The sequence below is a fragment of the Pseudomonas sp. PDM10 genome, from assembly GCF_014852295.1.
Lineage (GTDB): Bacteria > Pseudomonadota > Gammaproteobacteria > Pseudomonadales > Pseudomonadaceae > Aquipseudomonas.
Genome location: NZ_JACVBJ010000001.1, coordinates 129,469 through 147,527 on the forward strand (window position 1 = coordinate 129,469; position 18,059 = coordinate 147,527).

Here is an 18,059-nt window from a genome sequence, read left to right on the forward strand (position 1 = left end):
AGGTGGCCGAATTGAACATGTCCTCTGGTGAGGTGGCTTCTGAGGTGATGGGCTCTGGGCTGAGGGGACTTCTGTGGTGAAGGGGCTTTTGTTGCAAAGGGGCTTTTGTGGTGAAAGGGCTTTTGTGGCAAAGGGGCTTTTGTGGCGAGGGGACTTGTCCCCGTTCCAGTGCGTAGCGCTGGCAAGATTTCGGTAACGCTATAGATTTTTGGGGCCGCTCCGCAGCCCAACGGGGACAAGTCCCCTCGCCACAAAAGCCCCTTCACCACAGAAGGCCCCTCAGCCCAGAGCCCATCACCACAAAAGCCCCTTCACCAAAGAAGCCCACTTGCCACAAAGGGGTGGGTTCTGAGTCAGACGGGGAGGTGGATGCCGAAGGTATTCATGCCGTGATCACTGCGCACAAACACGTCCCCGCCGTGCATCAGTGCAATCGCCTTGACGATCGCCAACCCCAAGCCATGGTTGTTGCCACTGTTGCTGCGCGATGCATCGACCCGATAAAAACGCTCAAACAGCCGCGACAAATGCTCGCTGGCAATCGGCGACCCTGGGTTCGCAACCCCGATGCTGACCTGATGCTCCTCAACCTCGATCCGCACCTCAATCACTTGCCCAGGCTCTGTGTGCTGCACCGCGTTGCTCAGCAGGTTGATCAACGCCCGGCGCAGATGAGCGATCTCGATCCGCACTTGGGCATCGCCACTGACCTGCACCTGAACCTGCGCGTCTTCAAGGATGAAATCCAGATACTCCAGGGTCGTGGCCACTTCATCGGCCAGCGAGGTGGAGGTCAGTTTGGTGGCTTTGCTGCCTTGGTCTGCGCTGGCGAGGAACAACATGTCGTTGATGATCGAGCGCAGTCGCTCAAGCTCTTCAAGGTTCGATTGCAGCACTTCAAAGTAGTGTTCGGCGGATCGCCCGCGAGTCAGCGCAACCTGGGTCTGGCCGATCAGGTTGGTCAGGGGCGAGCGCAGTTCGTGGGCCACGTCCGCGTTGAACGACTCAAGGCGCGAGTAAGCCTGTTCGACCCGCTCCAGTGTCGAGTTGAACGAATTGACGAACTGATTCAGTTCCGGCGGTAGCGGCGACAATTGCAGGCGACCGGACAACAACGGCGGTGCCAGCCGCTGGGCTTCCTGGGACAACTTGATCAGCGGCTTGAGGCCGATCCGCGCCACCCAATAACCGAGGGCCGACGCCAGCAACACGCCGATGATCGCCAGGCTGATCAGGGCAACCAGCAAATGGTGCTGAGTCTGCAAAAACGTCTCGGTGTCGATGCCAATCATGAAGCGCAACGGCGGGCGTTGATCCTTGGCCGGGAACTGACTGACCAGCACTTTCAGCGGATAAGGCTGATCCGCAAGATTCAAGTCGCGCATGCCCAGCGGGCCTTCGGCAAAGGCGCGGATCTGCGGCGTCAGGTTGCCGTATTCGTAGTGCGGATCACCGCTGATGATCCAGAAGCTGATGCGTTTGTCTTCTTCGCCGAGCAGCTTGAGCTTGTTGTTGATCTTCACCCAATGCTCGGGCGTGCCATAACGCCCGACCGTGGATTCAAGCACGCTGTAGCGCGCGTCCAGTTCAGCCTCGGGCAACAAACCCAGGCCTTTATCGACCTGTTGATACAGCGCCCAGCCGATCAACAGAAACACCAAAAGCGCCACCAGCGTGAACATCCCGCTCAGGCGTAGCGCGATTGAGTTACTGGACACCACGGCTCTCCAGCACATAACCCATGCCACGAATTGTGTGCAGCAGTTTCTCTTCGAACGGCCCGTCGAGTTTGGCGCGCAGGCGTTTGATCGCGACTTCGACAACGTTGGCGTCGCTGTCGAAATTGATGTCCCAGACCATTTCGGCGATGGCGGTTTTTGACAGGATTTCACCCTGACGGCGGGCCAGCACGCTCAATAGCGAGAACTCCTTGGCGGTCAGGTCCAGACGCGTGCCGGCACGAGTGGCTTTGCGGCTGATCAAATCTATCCACAGGTCGGCGATGCTCACCTGCACTGGTTCATGACCACCGCTGCGGCGGGTTAGCGCCTGAAGGCGCGCCACCAGTTCCAGAAAGGAAAACGGTTTGCCAAGGTAATCGTCGGCACCGTCGCGCAGGCCTTTGATCCGGTCTTCCACACGCTCGCGGGCGGTGAGCATGATTACCGGGGTTTGCTTGCGCGCACGCAACGCGCGCAGTACGCCGAAGCCGTCGAGGCCCGGGAGCATGACGTCGAGGACAATCACCGCATAGTCGCTTTCCAGCGCCAGGTGCAGGCCGTCAACTCCGTCGCGCGCCAGGTCCACGGTGTAACCCTGTTCCGTCAGGCCGCGGTGCAGATAATCCGCGGTTTTTTCTTCGTCTTCGATAATCAGAACGCGCATGACCCCGCCTCAGTCTGTGGTCGCCAGAGCCGGATGTGGCGTTGGCTTAGGCCGATGGAATAGCCGCTCAAGCCACAAGTATATGACCGGCGTGGTGAACAACGTCAGCGCCTGGCTCACCAGCAAGCCGCCGACGACCGCGATCCCCAAGGGCTGGCGCAGTTCGGCGCCGGTGCCATAACCGAGCATCAATGGCAGCGCGCCGAGCAGGGCGGCGAGGGTGGTCATGATGATCGGCCGGAATCGTGTGATACAGGCCTGGTAGATCGCTTCTTCCGGCGACAGCCCGCCCTTGCGTTGCGCTTCGAGGGCGAAGTCGATCATCAGGATGCCGTTCTTCTTCACGATCCCGATCAGCAACACTAGCCCGATCAGCGCCATGATCGAAAAGTCCTGCCCGCAAATCCACAACATGATTACCGCGCCGAGCCCCGCCGACGGCAGCGTCGAGATGATGGTCAGCGGATGGACGAAGCTCTCGTAAAGCACGCCGAGAATGATGTACACCGCCACCAGCGCCGCCAGGATCAGCCATGGCTGGCTGGCCAGCGAACTCTGGAACGCCTGGGCCGCGCCCTGGAAATTACCGCTGATGGCCACCGGCATGCCGATGTCGGTCTTGGCCTGATTGAGCATGATCACCGCATCGCCCAGCGCCACACCGGGCGCCAGATTGAACGACAGGTTGGCCGCCGGGAACATGCCGTCATGGGCGATGGACAGGGGGCCGACCGTTGGCGCGTCGAATTTGGCCAGGGCCGACAGCGGCACCATTTCCCCGCTGAGCGGCGAGCGCAGGTAGAAATAGTTGAGGCTTTCGGCCTTGCCGCGCTGCTTGGTGTCCAGTTCCAGAATCACGTTGTACTGGTTGGTCTGGGTCTGGAACTCATTGATCTGCCGCTGGCCGAAGGCGTCGTACAACGCTTCGTCGACATCGCTGGCGGTCAGGCCGAAACGCGCTGCGGCGCTGCGGTCAATGCTGATGTGGGTGATGCTGCCACCCAGTTGCAGGTCGTTGGAAATGTCACGGAACGCCGGGTTGGCGCGCAGTTTTTCCGTCAGGCGCTGGGTCCAGGTGCTCAGGAGTGGCCCGTCGTTACTCTTGAGCACGTATTGGTACTGCGCGCGACTCGGACCGGAGCTGAGGTTGATGTCTTGCCCGGCGCGCAGGTACAGCACGATGCCCGGGACTTTCATCAGTTGCGGACGTATCCGGTCAATGAACTGACTGGCGGAGACGTCGCGGTCGCCGCGTTTTTTCAGAGAGATCCAGAAGCGACCGTTGGCGATGGTCTGGTTACTGCCAGAGACGCCAACCGAGTGGGAAAACGCCGCGACTGCCGGATCCGCCGCGACGATTTCGGCCATCGCCAGGTGTTTTTTCACCATGTCACCGTAGGAAATATCGGCGGCCGCTTCGGTGGTGCCAAGGACGAAACCGGTGTCCTGCACCGGGAAGAAGCCCTTGGGGATAAAAATGTAACCGGCAATCGCCAGGCCCAGAGACAGGCCGAACACGCCGATCATCAGCTTCTGGTGGGCGAGGGCGCGGCGTAGAAGTTTTTCATAGCCTGCCAGCAAGCGTTCGCCAAACGTGGGTTTGCTGTGGGCGTTATGCACCGGCGCGCGCATGAACAGCGCCGCGAGCGTGGGTGCCAAGGTCAGTGAGACCACCACCGAAATCATGATCGTCGAAGTGGCGGTCAGGGCGAATTCCTTGAACAGCCGCCCGACCACGCCGCCCATGAACAGCAACGGAATAAACGCCGCCACCAGCGAAAAGCTGATGGAGACCACGGTGAAACCAATCTCGCCGGCACCTTTGATCGCCGCCTCGCGCATGCCGTCGCCGGCTTCCAAGTGACGGTGAATGTTTTCCACCACCACAATCGCATCGTCCACCACAAACCCGACGGACACCACGATCGCCACCAGTGTCAGGTTATTCAGGCTGAAGCCCATGATGTACATCAGGGCGAAACTGGCGATCAGCGACACACCGAGCACCGACGCCACGATCAGGGTCGCCGATAACTGCCGCAGGAACAGCGCCATCACCGCCACCACCAGCAGGATTGCGATCAGCAGGGTGACCTCCACTTCATGCAACGAAGCACGGATGGTCTGGGTGCGGTCGATCAACACTTTGACCTGCACCGATGCCGGCAGCATGGCCTCCAGCGTCGGCAGGGCCGCTTGAATACGGTCCACGGTCTCGACGATGTTGGCTCCCGGTTGCCGGAAAATCACCAGGTTCACCCCCGGCTGACCGTCAGCCCAGGCCTGGATGTAGGCGTCTTCCGAACCGTTGACGACTTTGGCTACATCCTTGAGATGAACCGGTGCGCCGTCCTTGTAGGAAACAATCAGCTGACCGTATTCCTGGGGGTGAAACAATTGGTCGTTGGTGGACAAGGTCGAAATGCTCGACTCGCCGTACAACGCACCCTTGGCCAGGTTGAGGCTGGTCTGCTGGATCGCGAGGCGAATGTCTGCCAGGGTCAGGCCAATGGCGGCGAGTTTGTCCGCCGACGCCTGCACGCGAATCGCCGGACGTTGCTGACCGGTGATGTTGATATTGCCTACGCCGTCGATCTGGCTGATCTGACGGGCGAGCAGGGTTTCCACCAGGTCACTGACTTCGGTGCCGGGCAGCTGCGGCGAGTTGATGCTGAGGATCAGCACCGGGCTGTCGGCCGGGTTGACCTTTCTCCAGTTCGGCAGGTTCGGCATGTCTTTGGGCAGTTTGCCGGCGGCGGTGTTGATCGCGGCCTGGACTTCCTGGGCTGCGGTGTCGATGCTTTTGTCGAGGGTGAATTGCAGGGTCAGTATGGTCGAGCCCAGGGCGCTGCTCGAGGTCATCTGGGTCACGCCGGGGATGGCGCTGAATTGCACTTCAAGCGGCGTGGCCACCGACGAGGCCATGGTTTCGGGGTTGGCGCCGGGCAATTGCGCGGCCACCTGAATGGTCGGAAATTCTGCTTCCGGCAATGGCGCGATAGGCAGGCGCGGAAAGGCGATGACACCGAGCAGCACCAAGGCAAAGGTCAGCAGGACCGTCGCCACCGGATGATCGATGCACCACGCGGAAACCGAGCCATGGCCCTTCATGGTTTCGGCTCCGATTGCACCACTTGCGGTGGGTCGGTCACTACCTGCACGGTCGAACCGGGCTTGAGCCGCGACTGGCCGTCGCTGACCAGCACATCGCCCGGTTTCACGCCTTTGATGAGGTCCTGGCCGCTGCCTTGATAAACCATCTGCACCTGAACGGCTTCGACCTTGTCGCCATTGACCCGGTAGACGAAATGTTGATCAAGGCCACGTTGTACGACGGTGGGCGGCACCACCAGCGCATTTTTATCCAGAGCTGTCTGAATCTTTACCGTTACCAGCAGGCCCGGCCAGAGTTTCTGTGCAGGGTTGGCGAATTCGGCCTTGGCGCGGATGGTCCCGGTGTTGGCGTTGATCTGGTTGTCGATCAGGGTCAAATGACCTTCGCCGAGCAGGTTGCCGGTTTCCCCGTCGGTGTCGGCGCCGATATAAGCCTTGACCGGCGTGTGCTGTGGATCGTTGATCAGTCCCTGCAGGGTCGGCAGCATTTGCTGTGGCAGGGAGAACTCCACGGCGATCGGGTCGATCTGGGTCACCGTGAACAGGCCTTGAGCGTCGGTCATGCGCAGGAAGTTGCCTTCATCCACTGTGCGAATACCGACGCGACCGGTCACCGGGGAGCGAATCTGTGTGTAGGAAAGCTGCACTTGCGCGGCGTCGATCGAGGCCTGGTTACCTTGGGCGGTGGCTTTGAGTTGGTTGACTAACGCCTGTTGCTGGTCATAGGTCTGTTTGGATACGCCGTCGTCCACGCTCAGTAGTTTGTAGCGTTTGAGGTTGACCAGTGCGACTTGCAGCTGCGCCTGGCTTTCGCCGAGTTGCGCCCGGGCTTGATCGAGGCTGGCGCGGATCGCGCGGTCGTCGATGGTGGCGAGCAGGTCGCCTTTGTTCACCAGTTGGCCTTCCTTGACCAATAATTTGGTGAGGATGCCGTCAATTTGCGGGCGCACCATAACGCTATGCAGGGACAGCACCGAGCCGATGCCGCTGACGTAGCGGGGGACGTCTTTTTCGGTGACGCTCACTACCCGAACGGGGATCGCCGTGGGCGCGGTCAGTTTGGTGGTAGCGGGCTTGATGGCGTACCACAGGCCCAGCGCTGCCAGAACGATCAGAAGGGCTGCGAGCAAGGCGGTTTTTTTCTGAATTCGCATTCGAGTGGGGCGCCGGGGCTGTGGGTCGGTTTTTTTCAGGTTTGTATCTTCCTTTATAAACCTGTTCGCCGGTCAGGGAGGTGACTGCTAACTGACGGCGCTGTCAGTTTGGGCTTGGTATGCCTGACAGCTGACTCCCCCAGATGTGCGCCGGCCGGTGTGTCAGTCAGCACAAACCCGACGGACTCGCTTGCTGCTTGAAGCTTGCGACTCCCGAGACAGGTATACTGCCGCCTTTCGCGGCTCGCTGACCGGGCCCGACTCTATGCATCACCCGGAGCTTTCATGACTTCCCCGACACAACCGCCGGTTGCCGACGCTTTGAGCGACGACCAGGCAGACCTGCCAGACAGCGTCGACTCCAGCGCAGACAGCGAAACCAAAGCCGAGATCCCGGCGTTCAAGTTCCCGTTCAAACCGGGCGACCTGGCTGCTGCAAAGAACGCCAGCCAGCCCTGGTACAAGAATGGCGCCAAGAACGGCCATACCAAGACCCCGGGCGCAGCGCCTCCAGGGACTCGTCGTTCGATGGGTAAGCGCTGAGTCTTAAACGCTGCGGTGGCTGATCTACCGTCATCGCGAGCAAGCTCGGCTCCTACAGTTGATCTCTGTGAGATACAGATTTTGTGTACGACGCCAATCCACTGTAGGAGCTGAGCTTGCTCGCGAAGGGGCCATCAAAGGCAATACACCTTCTGGATCAAGCCGCCCGCAACGAAATAAACGCATAGTTTACGGGCGTATCCGTCGCCACTTGCGCACCCGCCGCCTGCACTTGCCCGGCAATGTCCTCACCCGACACATGAAACAACCAGTCAGCGCCTGACCCGGGCACTGGCTGCACCGCAACCTGATCGATGACCCTCGCAAACGCCGTCATATCCGGCAGATAAGCGGTAAACCCATCACCCTTCAACGCTGTAGTCCGAATCCCCAACAGCGCGCAAATCGCCTCCTTGGTCTGAATGTCATCGCGATCCGCCTGACGGGAGCGCTGGATCAATCCGGCCAGTTCCTGATCGACCAATTCACCCCCCACAATCAGGTCCGGTCCCTTTTCCCACGACTCGGGCGGACATTCTTTCACCGCAGGGTTCAGGGGAATATGCGGATTGATTTCCATCGGGTAGATGCGGCACACCAGCGGCCGGCGTTCATAAATGCGGCAGAGGTTATCTTCGTCAAGATTCCGGCAAGGACCAACGTTGTAGGCGGCAAAGGTGATGGCTATGTACGCCTCGGATACGCCGCTTCGAACCTTCACCGAACGGCGTTCGGCGTGTTCGCGTTGCTGCACTGGCAAGCCCAGGCCATTGCCCAGGAAACCTTCCACCAGCACGATCACCTGACCGCCATCGGCCGCCCACATCCGGGCTTCGGGCAGGGTCAGGGGCACGTGGTGGTCGTTGCAGCATTTGCCACAGCCTACGCAGGAAAACGTCGTATTCATTGAACGGCCAGTCGCATTAAAGGACATGAAACGGCGACAGAATGCCGCCGCAAAGGCCGCTATCGAAGCAAGTTATGCGCCAGTCACTGTGCCTTGGCGGTTGGGCGGATGGAGTCCCATTCGGTGACGTAAGCGGTTTTGCTTTTTTTGTTGTAGAGACACAGTTCGGTGCCTTGCTGGCCTTTCATGTGTTTTTGTGGGTATTGGCCTTGCAACAGCAGTGCGGTGTAGCCAACCCGGTCATCGAACTGCGCGGCGTTGCCCACAGGTTTGGCATTTTTCAAGCCGCTGGCCTTGGTGCAACTGGCGAGCACGGCTTTGTCGTAGGCGGCCCAGGCGTCCGGGCTGGAAGCGTGAGCCTGGGAGGCAAGAGCGGTGAGGCAGAGGAGGGTCAGGCTTGCTGTTTTCATGGGGGCGGGCATCCTTGGGGGTGTTTTGACCAAGGTTGGAGTATGCCTGATGGGTTCAGGTTGAATGTGTCGGCCCCTTCGCGAGCAGGCTCGCTCCCACATTGGCTCTGCATAGGACACAGATTTTGTGTACGACAAAGATCCATTGTGGGAGCGAGCCTGCTCGCGAAGGCGGTGTGTCAGGCCGGAACCGGTTCCCGGCGGATTACACGCATTCCGGCGTTTTCATACAAACACTGCGCTCTAAGGTTGTCTTCCAATACCTTCAAATCCACAAAACCTTCGCGCCGTTGCTGAAACACTTTGAAAGCATGCAGTAACAATGCACGACCCAAACCCCGGCCCTGAGCCCGCGGATGCACCACCAGGTTCTTGATATAGGCGCTGGTCCAGCACTGACACACGCCGACGATACCTTCGGCATCCAGAGCGATGAAGCACAGGCTCGGATCATATTCAGGATCAGTTTCAAAACGCTGTTGCCAAACGTCCAGGTCCGGCACGCGACCGCCACCTTCCTGATAGCCCGATTCCATCAAACGATGAACGGCTTCAGCCAGATCGGGGCGGTATTCGCTGAGGGTGATTCCCTGAGGCCAAGCGATCGCAGGCACACCTTCAGCAAGGTTGCGCCGCATCAGAAAGCAGAAGTCCTTGCTCAAGTTTCAATGACCTTGTTCAGCGACAGCCTTGGCCGCTTCGATCAGGCACTTGGTCAGTTCTGGCGAGGAGAACTTGGTCAGCACTGCGTTCGCGCCGGCAAGACGGGCCTTTTCGCTGTTCATCGCACTGTCCAAAGAAGTGTGGAGCAGCACATAGAGGTGCGAGAAGTCGGGGGTTTCGCGCAGGGTTCGGGTAAAGGCGTAGCCGTCCATCTCCGACATTTCGATGTCCGAGACGATCAGGTTGATCTGCTGGGCCGTACCTTGCAGGTCCAGCAGGCAGTCGATGGCTTCCTTGGCACTGCGGGCGGTGTGGCATTGCAGGCCGAGGTTGCGCAGGGTGTGGACCGATTGCTGCAGCGCCACCTGGCTGTCATCGACCACCAGAATCCGCGCGTTGCCGAGTACTTCGGCGTCTTCCATGCTCAGTTCGGTCGGGGCCGTTTCAATCTGCGCCGGGGCGATGCCATGGATCACTTTTTCGATGTCCAGCACCTGTACCAACGTGCCGTCGACCGAGGTCACGCCAGTGATATACGAACGGACGCCGCCAGAGCCAAACGGCGGCGGACGGATGTCGGTGGTCAGGCAGTGGACGATCTTGCTCACGGCCTGAACGTGCAAACCCTGCTTGGAGCGGCTGACATCGGTGACGATCAGGCAACCACCGTTCGGGTCTTCCAGCGGCCGTTCACCGATGGCACGGCTGAGGTCGATCACCGACAACGAGGCACCGCGCAGGGTGGCGATGCCTTTGACGTGGGGGTGCGACTCCGGCAGCTTGGTCAGCGGCGGGCAGGGAATGATTTCACTGACTTTCAGCAGGTTGATCGCCATCAGCTTGCCGCTGCGCAAGGTAAACAGCAGAAGCGAAAGTGAATCTGCGCGGGCTTTGTTTGAAGACATAAAAACCTTCTGTGGAAAAAGGTGATGGGCAATCGCGAGGATCGCCAGCAGCTATCGATGCCGGGTTATCGACCTGAACGGGGTGGGCTTTAGGGTAGTTATGGGTTGGTGGTCGGATCCACCCCTCACCCCAGCCCTCTCCCCAGAGGGTAGAGGGAGCCGACCGAGCTGAATGGGAAATTACGTCGACCTGAGAAACCGAATTGGATTCACCGTGGTTTCTCAGGTCGAAGCAAATCCCGCATCATCCCCGATCGGCCCCCTCTACCCTCTGGGGAGAGGGCTGGGGTGAGGGTTGGATTCAGAAACCGCCACACTTAATCCTTTATCCCCAACCGCTTCGCCATTCTCCCAAGATTCGCCCGATCCAAGCCTAGCTCACGCGCTGCACTCGCCCAATTGTTATGGTGCCGTTCCAGACAGGCGTTAATCAGTCGACGCTGATAATCCTCGGTCGCCGCCCGCAAGTCTCCCGAGACCAAAGCCGCAGGGCTGGCAGGGACTGGCTCGGTTGCAAGCTCAACGCTGCCATTGGGCAAATCCAGATCCGCCGCGCTCAAACTCAGAATCTTCGGCCGCTCCTTGCAGTTACCCAACGCCTTCAAGGCACTGCGGCCAATCAAGTGCTCCAGCTCCCGCACATTGCCCGGCCATGTATATGCCAGCAATGCCGCCTGCGCATCGCTGGTCAGACGCAGGCTGTTGAGGCCCATACGAGAGCGGTTTTGCTCCAGAAAATAGCCGCTGAGCAACAGCACATCCCGCCCACGATCACGCAGTGCCGGCACCAGCAACGGATAAACGCTCAGGCGGTGATAGAAGTCGGCACGGTAGCGGCCGCTGCGCACTTCCTCGGCCAGGTCGCGGTTGGTTGCGGCGATCAGTCGTACGTCGACCAGATGCTCTTTATCCGAGCCCAATCGCTGCAGCTGACCGCTTTGCAGGACGCGCAGCAATTTGGCCTGGACGGTCAGGGACAGCTCACCGACTTCATCGAGAAACAGCGTGCCGCCATTGGCCAGTTCAAACTTGCCGCGCCGATCGTTCATCGCGCCGGTGAAGGCGCCGCGGACGTGGCCGAACAATTCGCTTTCCACCAGCGTGTCCGGTAGCGCGGCGCAGTTGAGGCTGATGATCGGCTTGTCGGCCCGGGGCGATGCGGCGTGGATGGCTTGGGCGACCAGTTCCTTGCCGACCCCGGTTTCGCCAGTGATCAGCACGGTAAGATCGCTGCCGCCCACCAGATTGATTTCTTCTACCAGCCGTTTGTGCGCCTTGCTCTGGCCAATCATCTCGCGGTTCTGCTGGCCGCTGGCTTGTCGGTAAACCTCGGCCCGTTGATGTTCGTCTTCGACACGATTGGCCAGGCGTTCGATGCGCTCGGCGGCGTTGACGGTGGCGGCGGCGAGGCTGGCGAAGGCTTCCAGGGCGTCCAGTTCGATCGGTTCGAAGCGCTCCGGATCGAGTGCGTCGAGGGTCAGCAAACCCCACGGGCGCTCGTCGATAAACAGCGGGCAACCCATGCAGTCGTGGACTTCCAAATGTTCATCGAGGCCCTCGACCAGGCCGTCATAAGGGTCGGGCAGGTCGCTGTCGGCGGCAAAACGGGTCGGGCCGTGGCTGCTGAGCAGCGCTTCGAAACGCGGGTGTTCGCTGATTTTGAAGCGTCGACCGAGGGTGTCGGTGCTCAACCCGTCGACGGCCAGCGGCACCAACCATTCGCCATCAAGGCGCAGCAGGGCGGCGGCGTCGCACGGGAGCAAGGCGCGCATGGCTTCGAGCAAGCGCCGATAACGCTCGCCTTCGGGGAGTTCGCGGGACAGGTCGGCGACCAGTGGCAGCAGGGTGGTGAGCAAGGCTTTTGCAGTCATAGTGACTCCATGTAGTCGGTATGACTATAAGTCAGTGTGTGTCGAAATGACTATAAAGAATTTAACTAATTGATTTATAAGGTTTTATTTTCTGGCATGGAAACTGATAGGTATAAGGCAATCAGTTAGCAATCCAAGTAGATCAGGAGTCGCCTTATGCTTAGCGTTCAAGACCGTGCAATCGTCAAATCCACCGTGCCCTTGCTGGAAAGCGGTGGCGAAGCATTGATCACTCACTTCTACCGCATGATGCTGTCCGAATACCCGGAAGTACGTCCGCTGTTCAACCAGGCCCACCAGGCCAGCGGTGATCAGCCGCGTGCCTTGGCCAACGGTGTCTTGATGTATGCGCGGCACATCGACCAGCTCGATCAGTTGGGCGACCTGGTGGCCAAGATCATCAATAAGCACGTGGCGCTGCAAATCCTTCCGGAACATTACCCGATTGTCGGCTCCTGCCTGCTGCGAGCTATCTCTGAAGTGCTGGGTGAAGAGATCGCCACACCTGAAGTGATGGCTGCCTGGGGGGCTGCTTACGGTCAATTGGCCGACATCCTGATCGGCGCCGAAACCAGCATCTACGACCAGAAAGAACAGGCACCGGGCGGCTGGCGCGGGGCGCGGGAATTCATCGTGGTGGCCAAGGTCGACGAAAGCGAGGAAATCACCTCGTTCTACTTTGAACCAGCCGACAAAGGCCCGATTCTGGCGGCAGAGCCAGGCCAGTACATCGGCATGAAACTGATCCTCGATGGCGAAGAGATTCGTCGTAACTACTCGCTGTCGGCCTTGACCAACAAGGGTCAGTACCGGATCAGCGTCAAACGTGAAACCGGTGGCCGCGCCTCCAACCACCTGCACGATCATTTGCAGGTAGGCTCCAGCATCCAGCTGTTCCCGCCAGCGGGCGAATTCACTCTAACCGACAGCGACAAACCGCTGGTGCTGATCAGCGGCGGCGTCGGCATCACTCCGACCCTGGCAATGCTGGAAGCAGCGCTGGCGACCGAGCGGCCGGTGCACTTTATCCACTGCGCACGCAACGGTAGCGTTCACGCGTTCCGTGACTGGATTGATGGCTTGGCCGAGCGTCACCCGCAACTCAAACGCTTTTATTGCTACGACGAAGATGATGGCGTGAGCCCGGCGGCGGACAAGGTTGGGTTGTTGAGCCAGGAGCAATTGGGTGAGTGGTTGCCGCAGCAGCGCGATCTGGACGCGTACTTCTTGGGTCCTAAAGGCTTCATGGCGGCGGTCAAGCGCCACCTGAAAGCGCTGGGTGTGCCAGAGAAGCAAAGCCGTTACGAGTTCTTCGGGCCGGCGTCGGTTCTGGAATAACCGATTATCCCGTAGGAGCACGGCTTGCCGGCGATGGCGATCTCAAGGACGCCATCGCGGGCAAGCCATGCTCCTACAGATGGGTGTCGATCGTGAAAGCGCCATCGCCGGCAAGCCGTACGGAGGGATGTCGGTCTTTCAGCCCTTCAGTTCTTTCAAATGTTTGTACACCGTTGCCCGCCCCATGTTCAGCACGTTCGCCACATAGTTGGAGGCGCTTTTACCTTTGAAGGCGCCTTCGGCGTGCAGTGCCAGCACCAGTTCGCGCTTATGGTCACGGGTCAGCACGTTCAGGCTCAGCTGGCGTTCGCGCAGCCAGGCGTGCAGGAACGTGTTGATCCGCTCCTGCCAGTCATCGCGAAACAGCGAGTCCGGTTGCGGAATCAACTTGCTCGGTGACAGGAACAGATCCAGCGCGGCTTTGGCATTTTCGAACAACGAAATATTCAGATTAATGCACAGCACCGCCAGCGGACGACCTTCGCTGTCGCGCAGCACGGTGCTCAGGCTGCGAATCTTCTGGCCATCCCAATTGAGTTTTTCGTACGGCCCGATGTTTCGTTCGCTGATCTCTTCGCTGAGCATGTCCTCCAGCGACGAGTCATCACCGATTTCCCGTTTGGACAGGTTGTTGGCGATGTAATCGACCTTCTGGGTGCGCAGGTCGTGCAGCACCACCTCGGCGTGGGGAAAGAACAATGTGGCGATGGCATCGGCGATCGCACGGAAATTGTCCAGCGGCGAGCTCTTCAATGCAGAGTCATCACCGGCGGGTTCTTGTTCTTTGGCGTTCATAAAGTGGAGCTCCAGACAGCATCAGCGCCCCGTCAAAAAAGGGCGCTGGAAGTTTGCCGCAATCGTGTCAGCACGTCACCTGCGTCCGAACGTCAGCCCAGTCGAGCAGGGGAGAGCATCTGGGTGTTCAGACCGAAGCGAGTCAGTTGCTCGGGCAAGGCTTCCCCGCGTACCAGTGCAGCACTGGCCTGGCCCATGGCCGGCGAGGTCTGGATGCCATAACCACCTTGTGCCGCTACCCAGAATAACCCCGGCACCTGTGGATCGAAACCGGACAGCAAATCACCGTCGCTCACGAAACTGCGCAAGCCGGCCCAGGTGCGGGTCGGACGGCGGATGGTCAGGGTGGTGGCTTCTTCGATCTGGTAAATGCCCATCGCAATGTCCAACTCTTCGGGCTGCACGTCGTGCGGTTCCACCGGGTCGGCGTTGGCGGGCGAGCCGAGGAACATTCCGGCGTCGGGCTTCATGTAGAAGGATTCGTCGAGGCTGACCAGCATTGGCCAATGGTGGATGTCCACGCCCTCGGGGCCGGCGAAGATGAACGCCGCACGGCGCTTGGGTTGCAGGCCCAGTGGTTTGGCACCGGCCAGCTCGCCGATTTTGTCGGCCCAGGCGCCTGCCGCGTTGATGATGATCGGGGCGTTGAAGGTCTGACCGTTGGTTTGCACGTGCCACACACCTTCAGCGTCGCGGGTCAGGCTCAGGACTTCGCTGTCGGTATGAACTTCACCTTTGTTGCGTCGGATGCCGCGCAGGTAGCCCTGGTGCAAGGCGTCGGTGTCGATGTCGCTGGCGGTCGGGTCGTAAATGGCACCATGGACTTTCTCCCGACGCAGAATCGGCAGGCGCACGCAGGCCTCTTCGGCGCTGAGCAGCTGCATCTCCGGCACCGTGGCTTTGGCGCTCAGGTATTGATTGTTCAGTTCGGCCGGGTCACCGGTGAAGTCCACGGTCATCTCGCCACGCGGGGTCAGCAGCGGGTGTTCGCAGAAACCGGCCGGAGGGGCGTCGAAGAAATCACGGCTGGCCTGGGTCAGCGCCCGAACCTGCGGTGTGCCATAGGCGGCGGTGAACAGTGCGGCTGACCGTCCGGTGGAGTGGTAAGCCGGATGGGATTCGCGTTCGAGCACAATCACTCGGGCGTGCTGCGACAACCAGAAACCGGTGGAAGCACCGGCAATTCCGCCGCCGATGATGATGAAATCTGCCTGGCTCATGAACGTCTCCTGTCGAGCGCAAATGCCGAATGTGTCGATGATCATTGTGGGAGCGGCGGTGCGACGATTCGACTTGCTCGCGAAAGCGGTGTGCCAGTCAACATCATTGGTGAATGTCAGACCGCTTTCGCGAGCAAGCCCGCTCCCACAAGGGGTTTGTGGTGTTAGTGCTGTAGGCGATAGATGGCGTTGGCCAGTGCAATGTCTTCCAGGCCCAGGCCAATGGAGCGGAAGAACACATGACGGTCGTAGTCAGGGCGCTGCACTTTTTCGCTGAGCAGATCGGGCAAGTCGCCGATGATCGCGTTTTTGTCCCAGCCATGTTGTTCACCGGCAATCAGCATCTCGCCGGCCGAGCCCGGGGTGGTCAGACGATAGTCGCAGAACACTTGCATGTCATTGAGGCTCTGCGGCGGCACTTCGTGGGCACGTGGTGCATTGGTGCTGATGGAGGTGATCAGCGCCGGTTTGCTCAAGCTTGACGGGTCGATCACCGGGCCTGCGGACGAGGTGCAGAGCATGATGACATCGGCGTCTTGAACCGCTGCTTCACGACTGTCGACGATGGTCAGGCGTGGATCGAGGCTTTTGAGCTGCGCCAATACCTCGGGATTCTTGTCGCTCAGGCTCGGCGAGTAGAGGCTGATGCTCTGCCAGTCGCGCAGGCCTTTGACGTAGTGCAAGTGCGCCTGGGCGACCTTGCCGCTGCCGATGATCGCCAGGCGCTGCGCCTTCAGCGGGGCGAGGGCGTCGACCGCCACGGCGGTGGTTGCGGCGGTGCGTGCCGTGGTCAGTTCACCGGCATCGCAAAGCAACAGCGGCTGGCCGGTCTGCATCGACATCAGCAGCGTCCAGGCGGTCACCAGCGGGCCTTGTTCACGCACGATGTACGGCGAGGTCTTGACCCCGTAGACGCCGTCTTCGGCTAGCACACCCAGGTAGTTGATGAAGTCGCCAGCGCCCTGCGGAAACTCCACCAGTTGCTGCGCCGGTTGCACAGCTTGCCCGGCGGCCAGATCGCGGAACAGTTTGCGCAGGATCTGCGGCACGTCGACCTGCGCCAGCAGCTCGCGGGCCTGAGGTTGGGTGATCACGTAAGGCGTACTGGACATGGTCGGCTCCGGGAGCTGGAAGTAAACTAATTTGTCCATTATGGACTTTTAGTTATCTCGAGCAAGCTCCTGTTGAAAAAACCGGACGAAAAAAAAGCGCAGTCCGTTTCCGGCTGCGCCTCTTTTAATGCGACCCGCGTTACGGGCGCTTGCGCTCAACCGCCCGCAGCAGATGCGTCGGTGGTGTTTCGCAGCTGATCTTGCGACCCAGCAGCGCCTCGATGGACGGTAGCTGGTAGGAGTCGTCTTCACCGGCAAAACTGATGGACACACCATCGGCGCCGGCACGACCGGTACGACCGATGCGATGCACGTAGTCGTCCGGGACTTCCGGCAGGGTGAAGTTGATCACGTGGCTGATACCGTCGATGTGAATGCCGCGACCGGCCACATCGGTGGCGACCAGGACGCGGATCTTGCCTTCGCGGAAACCTTCCAGAGTCTTGATGCGCTTGTGCTGCGGCACGTCGCCGGACAGTTGCGCGGCGTTGACGCCGTCACGCACCAGGCGTTCTTCGATGCGCCGCACTTCATCCTTGCGGTTGGCAAACACCATCACCCGCTCCCAACCGTTGTCGTTGACCAGGTTGTAGAGCAGTTTGTATTTGTCGGCACCGGCGACGGCGTAGATGTGCTGCTCGACATTTTCGCTGGCCACGTTCTGCGACTCGATCTCGACGATCGACGGGTCGGTGGTCCATTGCTTGGCCAGGTTCATGACGTCTTCGGTGAAGGTCGCGGAGAACAACAGCGTCTGACGCTCGTTCTTCGGCGGAGTCTGGCGAATGATCTGACGCACTTGGGGGATGAAACCCATGTCGAGCATCCGGTCGGCTTCGTCCAGCACCATGACTTCGACCATGTCCAGGTGCACGTCGCCGCGCTGGTTGAAGTCCAGCAAGCGGCCCGGTGTGGCCACGAGGATGTCGCAGTGACGGGCCTCGAGGTGCTTGAGCTGCTTGTCGAAGTCCATGCCGCCAACGAACGTCATGACGTTGAGGCCGGTGTATTTGGTCAGGTCGGCCGCGTCCTTGGCGATCTGCACCACCAGTTCACGGGTCGGTGCAATGATCAGCGCCCGCGGTTCACCCATGTAACGCTCTTTCGGCGGCGGGGTTTCCAGCAACTGGGTGATGATCGAAATCAGGAACGCTGCGGTTTTGCCGGTGCCGGTCTGGGCGCGACCGATGGCATCTTTGCCGGCCAGGGTGAAGCCGAGGACTTGTGCCTGGATCGGCGTGCAATACGGGAAGCCCAGGTCCTGGATGGCGTGCATCAGTTCGGGGGCGAGTTTGAAATCGTGGAAACGGGTTTTGCCTTCCTGGGGTTCGACGGCGAAGTCTTCGAGTTTCCAGGGAATAACCGGTGCTTTTGGCTTCGGTTCGCGACGCGGTCGGGCAGGTTTCGCAGCTTCGCTGTCCGGTTCTTCAGAGGCCTGAGCCTCAACGGGTTGGACGGCCGGCGTGGTGATCGGCTCGTGCTTCGGTACCGCTACGGTTGCGGTCCGGCCAGACTGATTACCGTCGGTGCGGTGGCTGGGATGGTGAGACGGAGCGCTGGAGACTGGCGCGAGCTGCTCAGTCTCGCTTTTACCGAACATTTTCTTGAGTGCTTTGAGCACGGTCATCTCATCAATTGGTTA

At 60.1% G+C, this 18,059-nt stretch carries 15 protein-coding genes; 2 read left to right on the forward strand and 13 right to left on the reverse strand.

Features of this window, described 5'->3' with window-relative positions; translation table 11 throughout:
* Positions 1 to 353: 353 nt before the first annotated feature.
* Genes IB252_RS00630 through IB252_RS00645 form a run of 4 tightly spaced genes read right to left on the reverse strand, consistent with a single transcriptional unit; the run spans position 354 to position 6,653 of the window.
* Positions 354 to 1,718 (reverse strand): heavy metal sensor histidine kinase, encoded by a 1,365-nt coding sequence (locus tag IB252_RS00630; protein ID WP_111451326.1) that lies wholly within the window; start codon positions 1,716 to 1,718, stop codon positions 354 to 356.
* Entirely contained in the window at positions 1,708 to 2,385 is a 678-nt protein-coding gene (locus tag IB252_RS00635; RefSeq protein WP_111451327.1) for a heavy metal response regulator transcription factor, read from the reverse strand. Before IB252_RS00635 ends, IB252_RS00630 begins: the two co-directional genes overlap by 11 nt.
* A 9-nt stretch (positions 2,386 to 2,394) precedes the next feature.
* Entirely contained in the window at positions 2,395 to 5,496 is a 3,102-nt protein-coding gene (locus tag IB252_RS00640) for a multidrug efflux RND transporter permease subunit (RefSeq protein WP_192406244.1), read from the reverse strand.
* Positions 5,493 to 6,653 (reverse strand): efflux RND transporter periplasmic adaptor subunit, encoded by a 1,161-nt coding sequence (locus IB252_RS00645; RefSeq protein ID WP_192406246.1) that lies wholly within the window; start codon positions 6,651 to 6,653, stop codon positions 5,493 to 5,495. Before IB252_RS00645 ends, IB252_RS00640 begins: the two co-directional genes overlap by 4 nt.
* Before the next feature lie 285 nt (positions 6,654 to 6,938).
* Between IB252_RS00645 and IB252_RS00650 the strand changes: the two genes are divergently transcribed.
* Complete coding sequence (locus IB252_RS00650; RefSeq protein WP_008147542.1) at positions 6,939 to 7,196, forward strand: hypothetical protein; 258 nt, start codon at positions 6,939 to 6,941, stop codon at positions 7,194 to 7,196.
* Positions 7,197 to 7,353: 157 nt separating this feature from the next.
* Here IB252_RS00650 and IB252_RS00655 read toward each other — a convergent pair whose 3' ends face one another.
* The 5 genes from IB252_RS00655 to norR form a co-directional block, all read right to left on the reverse strand.
* Positions 7,354 to 8,103 carry a YkgJ family cysteine cluster protein gene (locus IB252_RS00655; protein WP_192406247.1) on the reverse strand — a complete coding sequence of 250 codons (750 nt, stop codon included), beginning with the start codon at positions 8,101 to 8,103 and terminating at the stop codon, positions 7,354 to 7,356.
* Between the two features lie 83 nt (positions 8,104 to 8,186).
* Complete coding sequence (locus IB252_RS00660; RefSeq protein WP_192406248.1) at positions 8,187 to 8,513, reverse strand: hypothetical protein; 327 nt, start codon at positions 8,511 to 8,513, stop codon at positions 8,187 to 8,189.
* Between the two features lie 179 nt (positions 8,514 to 8,692).
* On the reverse strand, positions 8,693 to 9,151 hold the full coding sequence (locus IB252_RS00665; RefSeq protein ID WP_192406249.1) for a GNAT family N-acetyltransferase: 459 nt from the start codon (positions 9,149 to 9,151) through the stop codon (positions 8,693 to 8,695).
* A 27-nt stretch (positions 9,152 to 9,178) separates the two neighbouring features.
* A complete protein-coding gene (locus IB252_RS00670; protein WP_008147551.1) occupies positions 9,179 to 10,081 on the reverse strand; it encodes a chemotaxis protein CheV in 903 nt (300 codons plus the stop codon).
* A gap of 317 nt (positions 10,082 to 10,398) precedes the next feature.
* Positions 10,399 to 11,952 carry a nitric oxide reductase transcriptional regulator NorR gene (gene norR, locus IB252_RS00675; RefSeq protein ID WP_192406250.1) on the reverse strand — a complete coding sequence of 518 codons (1,554 nt, stop codon included), beginning with the start codon at positions 11,950 to 11,952 and terminating at the stop codon, positions 10,399 to 10,401.
* 156 nt (positions 11,953 to 12,108) lie between these two features.
* Here norR and hmpA point away from each other — a divergent pair, with 156 nt between their 5' ends.
* Positions 12,109 to 13,290, forward strand: a complete 1,182-nt coding sequence (gene hmpA / locus IB252_RS00680; protein ID WP_111451334.1) for an NO-inducible flavohemoprotein — start codon at positions 12,109 to 12,111, stop codon at positions 13,288 to 13,290.
* Positions 13,291 to 13,428: 138 nt separating this feature from the next.
* Here the strand turns inward: hmpA and IB252_RS00685 are convergent, their stop codons facing one another.
* The 4 genes from IB252_RS00685 to rhlB form a co-directional block, all read right to left on the reverse strand.
* Positions 13,429 to 14,085 (reverse strand): transcriptional regulator, encoded by a 657-nt coding sequence (locus tag IB252_RS00685; protein ID WP_192406251.1) that lies wholly within the window; start codon positions 14,083 to 14,085, stop codon positions 13,429 to 13,431.
* A 92-nt stretch (positions 14,086 to 14,177) separates the two neighbouring features.
* Positions 14,178 to 15,305, reverse strand: a complete 1,128-nt coding sequence (locus tag IB252_RS00690) for an NAD(P)/FAD-dependent oxidoreductase (RefSeq protein ID WP_192406252.1) — start codon at positions 15,303 to 15,305, stop codon at positions 14,178 to 14,180.
* Between the two features lie 164 nt (positions 15,306 to 15,469).
* Complete coding sequence (locus IB252_RS00695) at positions 15,470 to 16,417, reverse strand: ornithine cyclodeaminase family protein (protein ID WP_192406254.1); 948 nt, start codon at positions 16,415 to 16,417, stop codon at positions 15,470 to 15,472.
* A 139-nt stretch (positions 16,418 to 16,556) separates the two neighbouring features.
* On the reverse strand, positions 16,557 to 18,044 hold the full coding sequence (rhlB, locus tag IB252_RS00700) for an ATP-dependent RNA helicase RhlB (protein WP_192406256.1): 1,488 nt from the start codon (positions 18,042 to 18,044) through the stop codon (positions 16,557 to 16,559).
* Positions 18,045 to 18,059 lie beyond the last annotated feature (15 nt).

What these genes read in the sequence shown, in the direction of transcription:
- IB252_RS00645 (WP_192406246.1), bottom strand. Translation starts at nt 6,653, where the DNA reads ATGCGAATTCAGAAAAAAACCGCCTTGCTCGCAGCCCTTCTGATCGTT.
- IB252_RS00640 (WP_192406244.1), bottom strand. Translation starts at nt 5,496, where the DNA reads ATGAAGGGCCATGGCTCGGTTTCCGCGTGGTGCATCGATCATCCGGTG.
- IB252_RS00635 (WP_111451327.1), bottom strand. Translation starts at nt 2,385, where the DNA reads ATGCGCGTTCTGATTATCGAAGACGAAGAAAAAACCGCGGATTATCTG.
- IB252_RS00685 (WP_192406251.1), bottom strand. Translation starts at nt 14,085, where the DNA reads ATGAACGCCAAAGAACAAGAACCCGCCGGTGATGACTCTGCATTGAAG.
- IB252_RS00665 (WP_192406249.1), bottom strand. Translation starts at nt 9,151, where the DNA reads ATGCGGCGCAACCTTGCTGAAGGTGTGCCTGCGATCGCTTGGCCTCAG.
- hmpA (WP_111451334.1), top strand. Translation starts at nt 12,109, where the DNA reads ATGCTTAGCGTTCAAGACCGTGCAATCGTCAAATCCACCGTGCCCTTG.
- IB252_RS00650 (WP_008147542.1), top strand. Translation starts at nt 6,939, where the DNA reads ATGACTTCCCCGACACAACCGCCGGTTGCCGACGCTTTGAGCGACGAC.
- norR (WP_192406250.1), bottom strand. Translation starts at nt 11,952, where the DNA reads ATGACTGCAAAAGCCTTGCTCACCACCCTGCTGCCACTGGTCGCCGAC.
- IB252_RS00695 (WP_192406254.1), bottom strand. Translation starts at nt 16,417, where the DNA reads ATGTCCAGTACGCCTTACGTGATCACCCAACCTCAGGCCCGCGAGCTG.
- IB252_RS00690 (WP_192406252.1), bottom strand. Translation starts at nt 15,305, where the DNA reads ATGAGCCAGGCAGATTTCATCATCATCGGCGGCGGAATTGCCGGTGCT.
- IB252_RS00670 (WP_008147551.1), bottom strand. Translation starts at nt 10,081, where the DNA reads ATGTCTTCAAACAAAGCCCGCGCAGATTCACTTTCGCTTCTGCTGTTT.
- rhlB (WP_192406256.1), bottom strand. Translation starts at nt 18,044, where the DNA reads ATGACCGTGCTCAAAGCACTCAAGAAAATGTTCGGTAAAAGCGAGACT.
- IB252_RS00660 (WP_192406248.1), bottom strand. Translation starts at nt 8,513, where the DNA reads ATGAAAACAGCAAGCCTGACCCTCCTCTGCCTCACCGCTCTTGCCTCC.
- IB252_RS00655 (WP_192406247.1), bottom strand. Translation starts at nt 8,103, where the DNA reads ATGAATACGACGTTTTCCTGCGTAGGCTGTGGCAAATGCTGCAACGAC.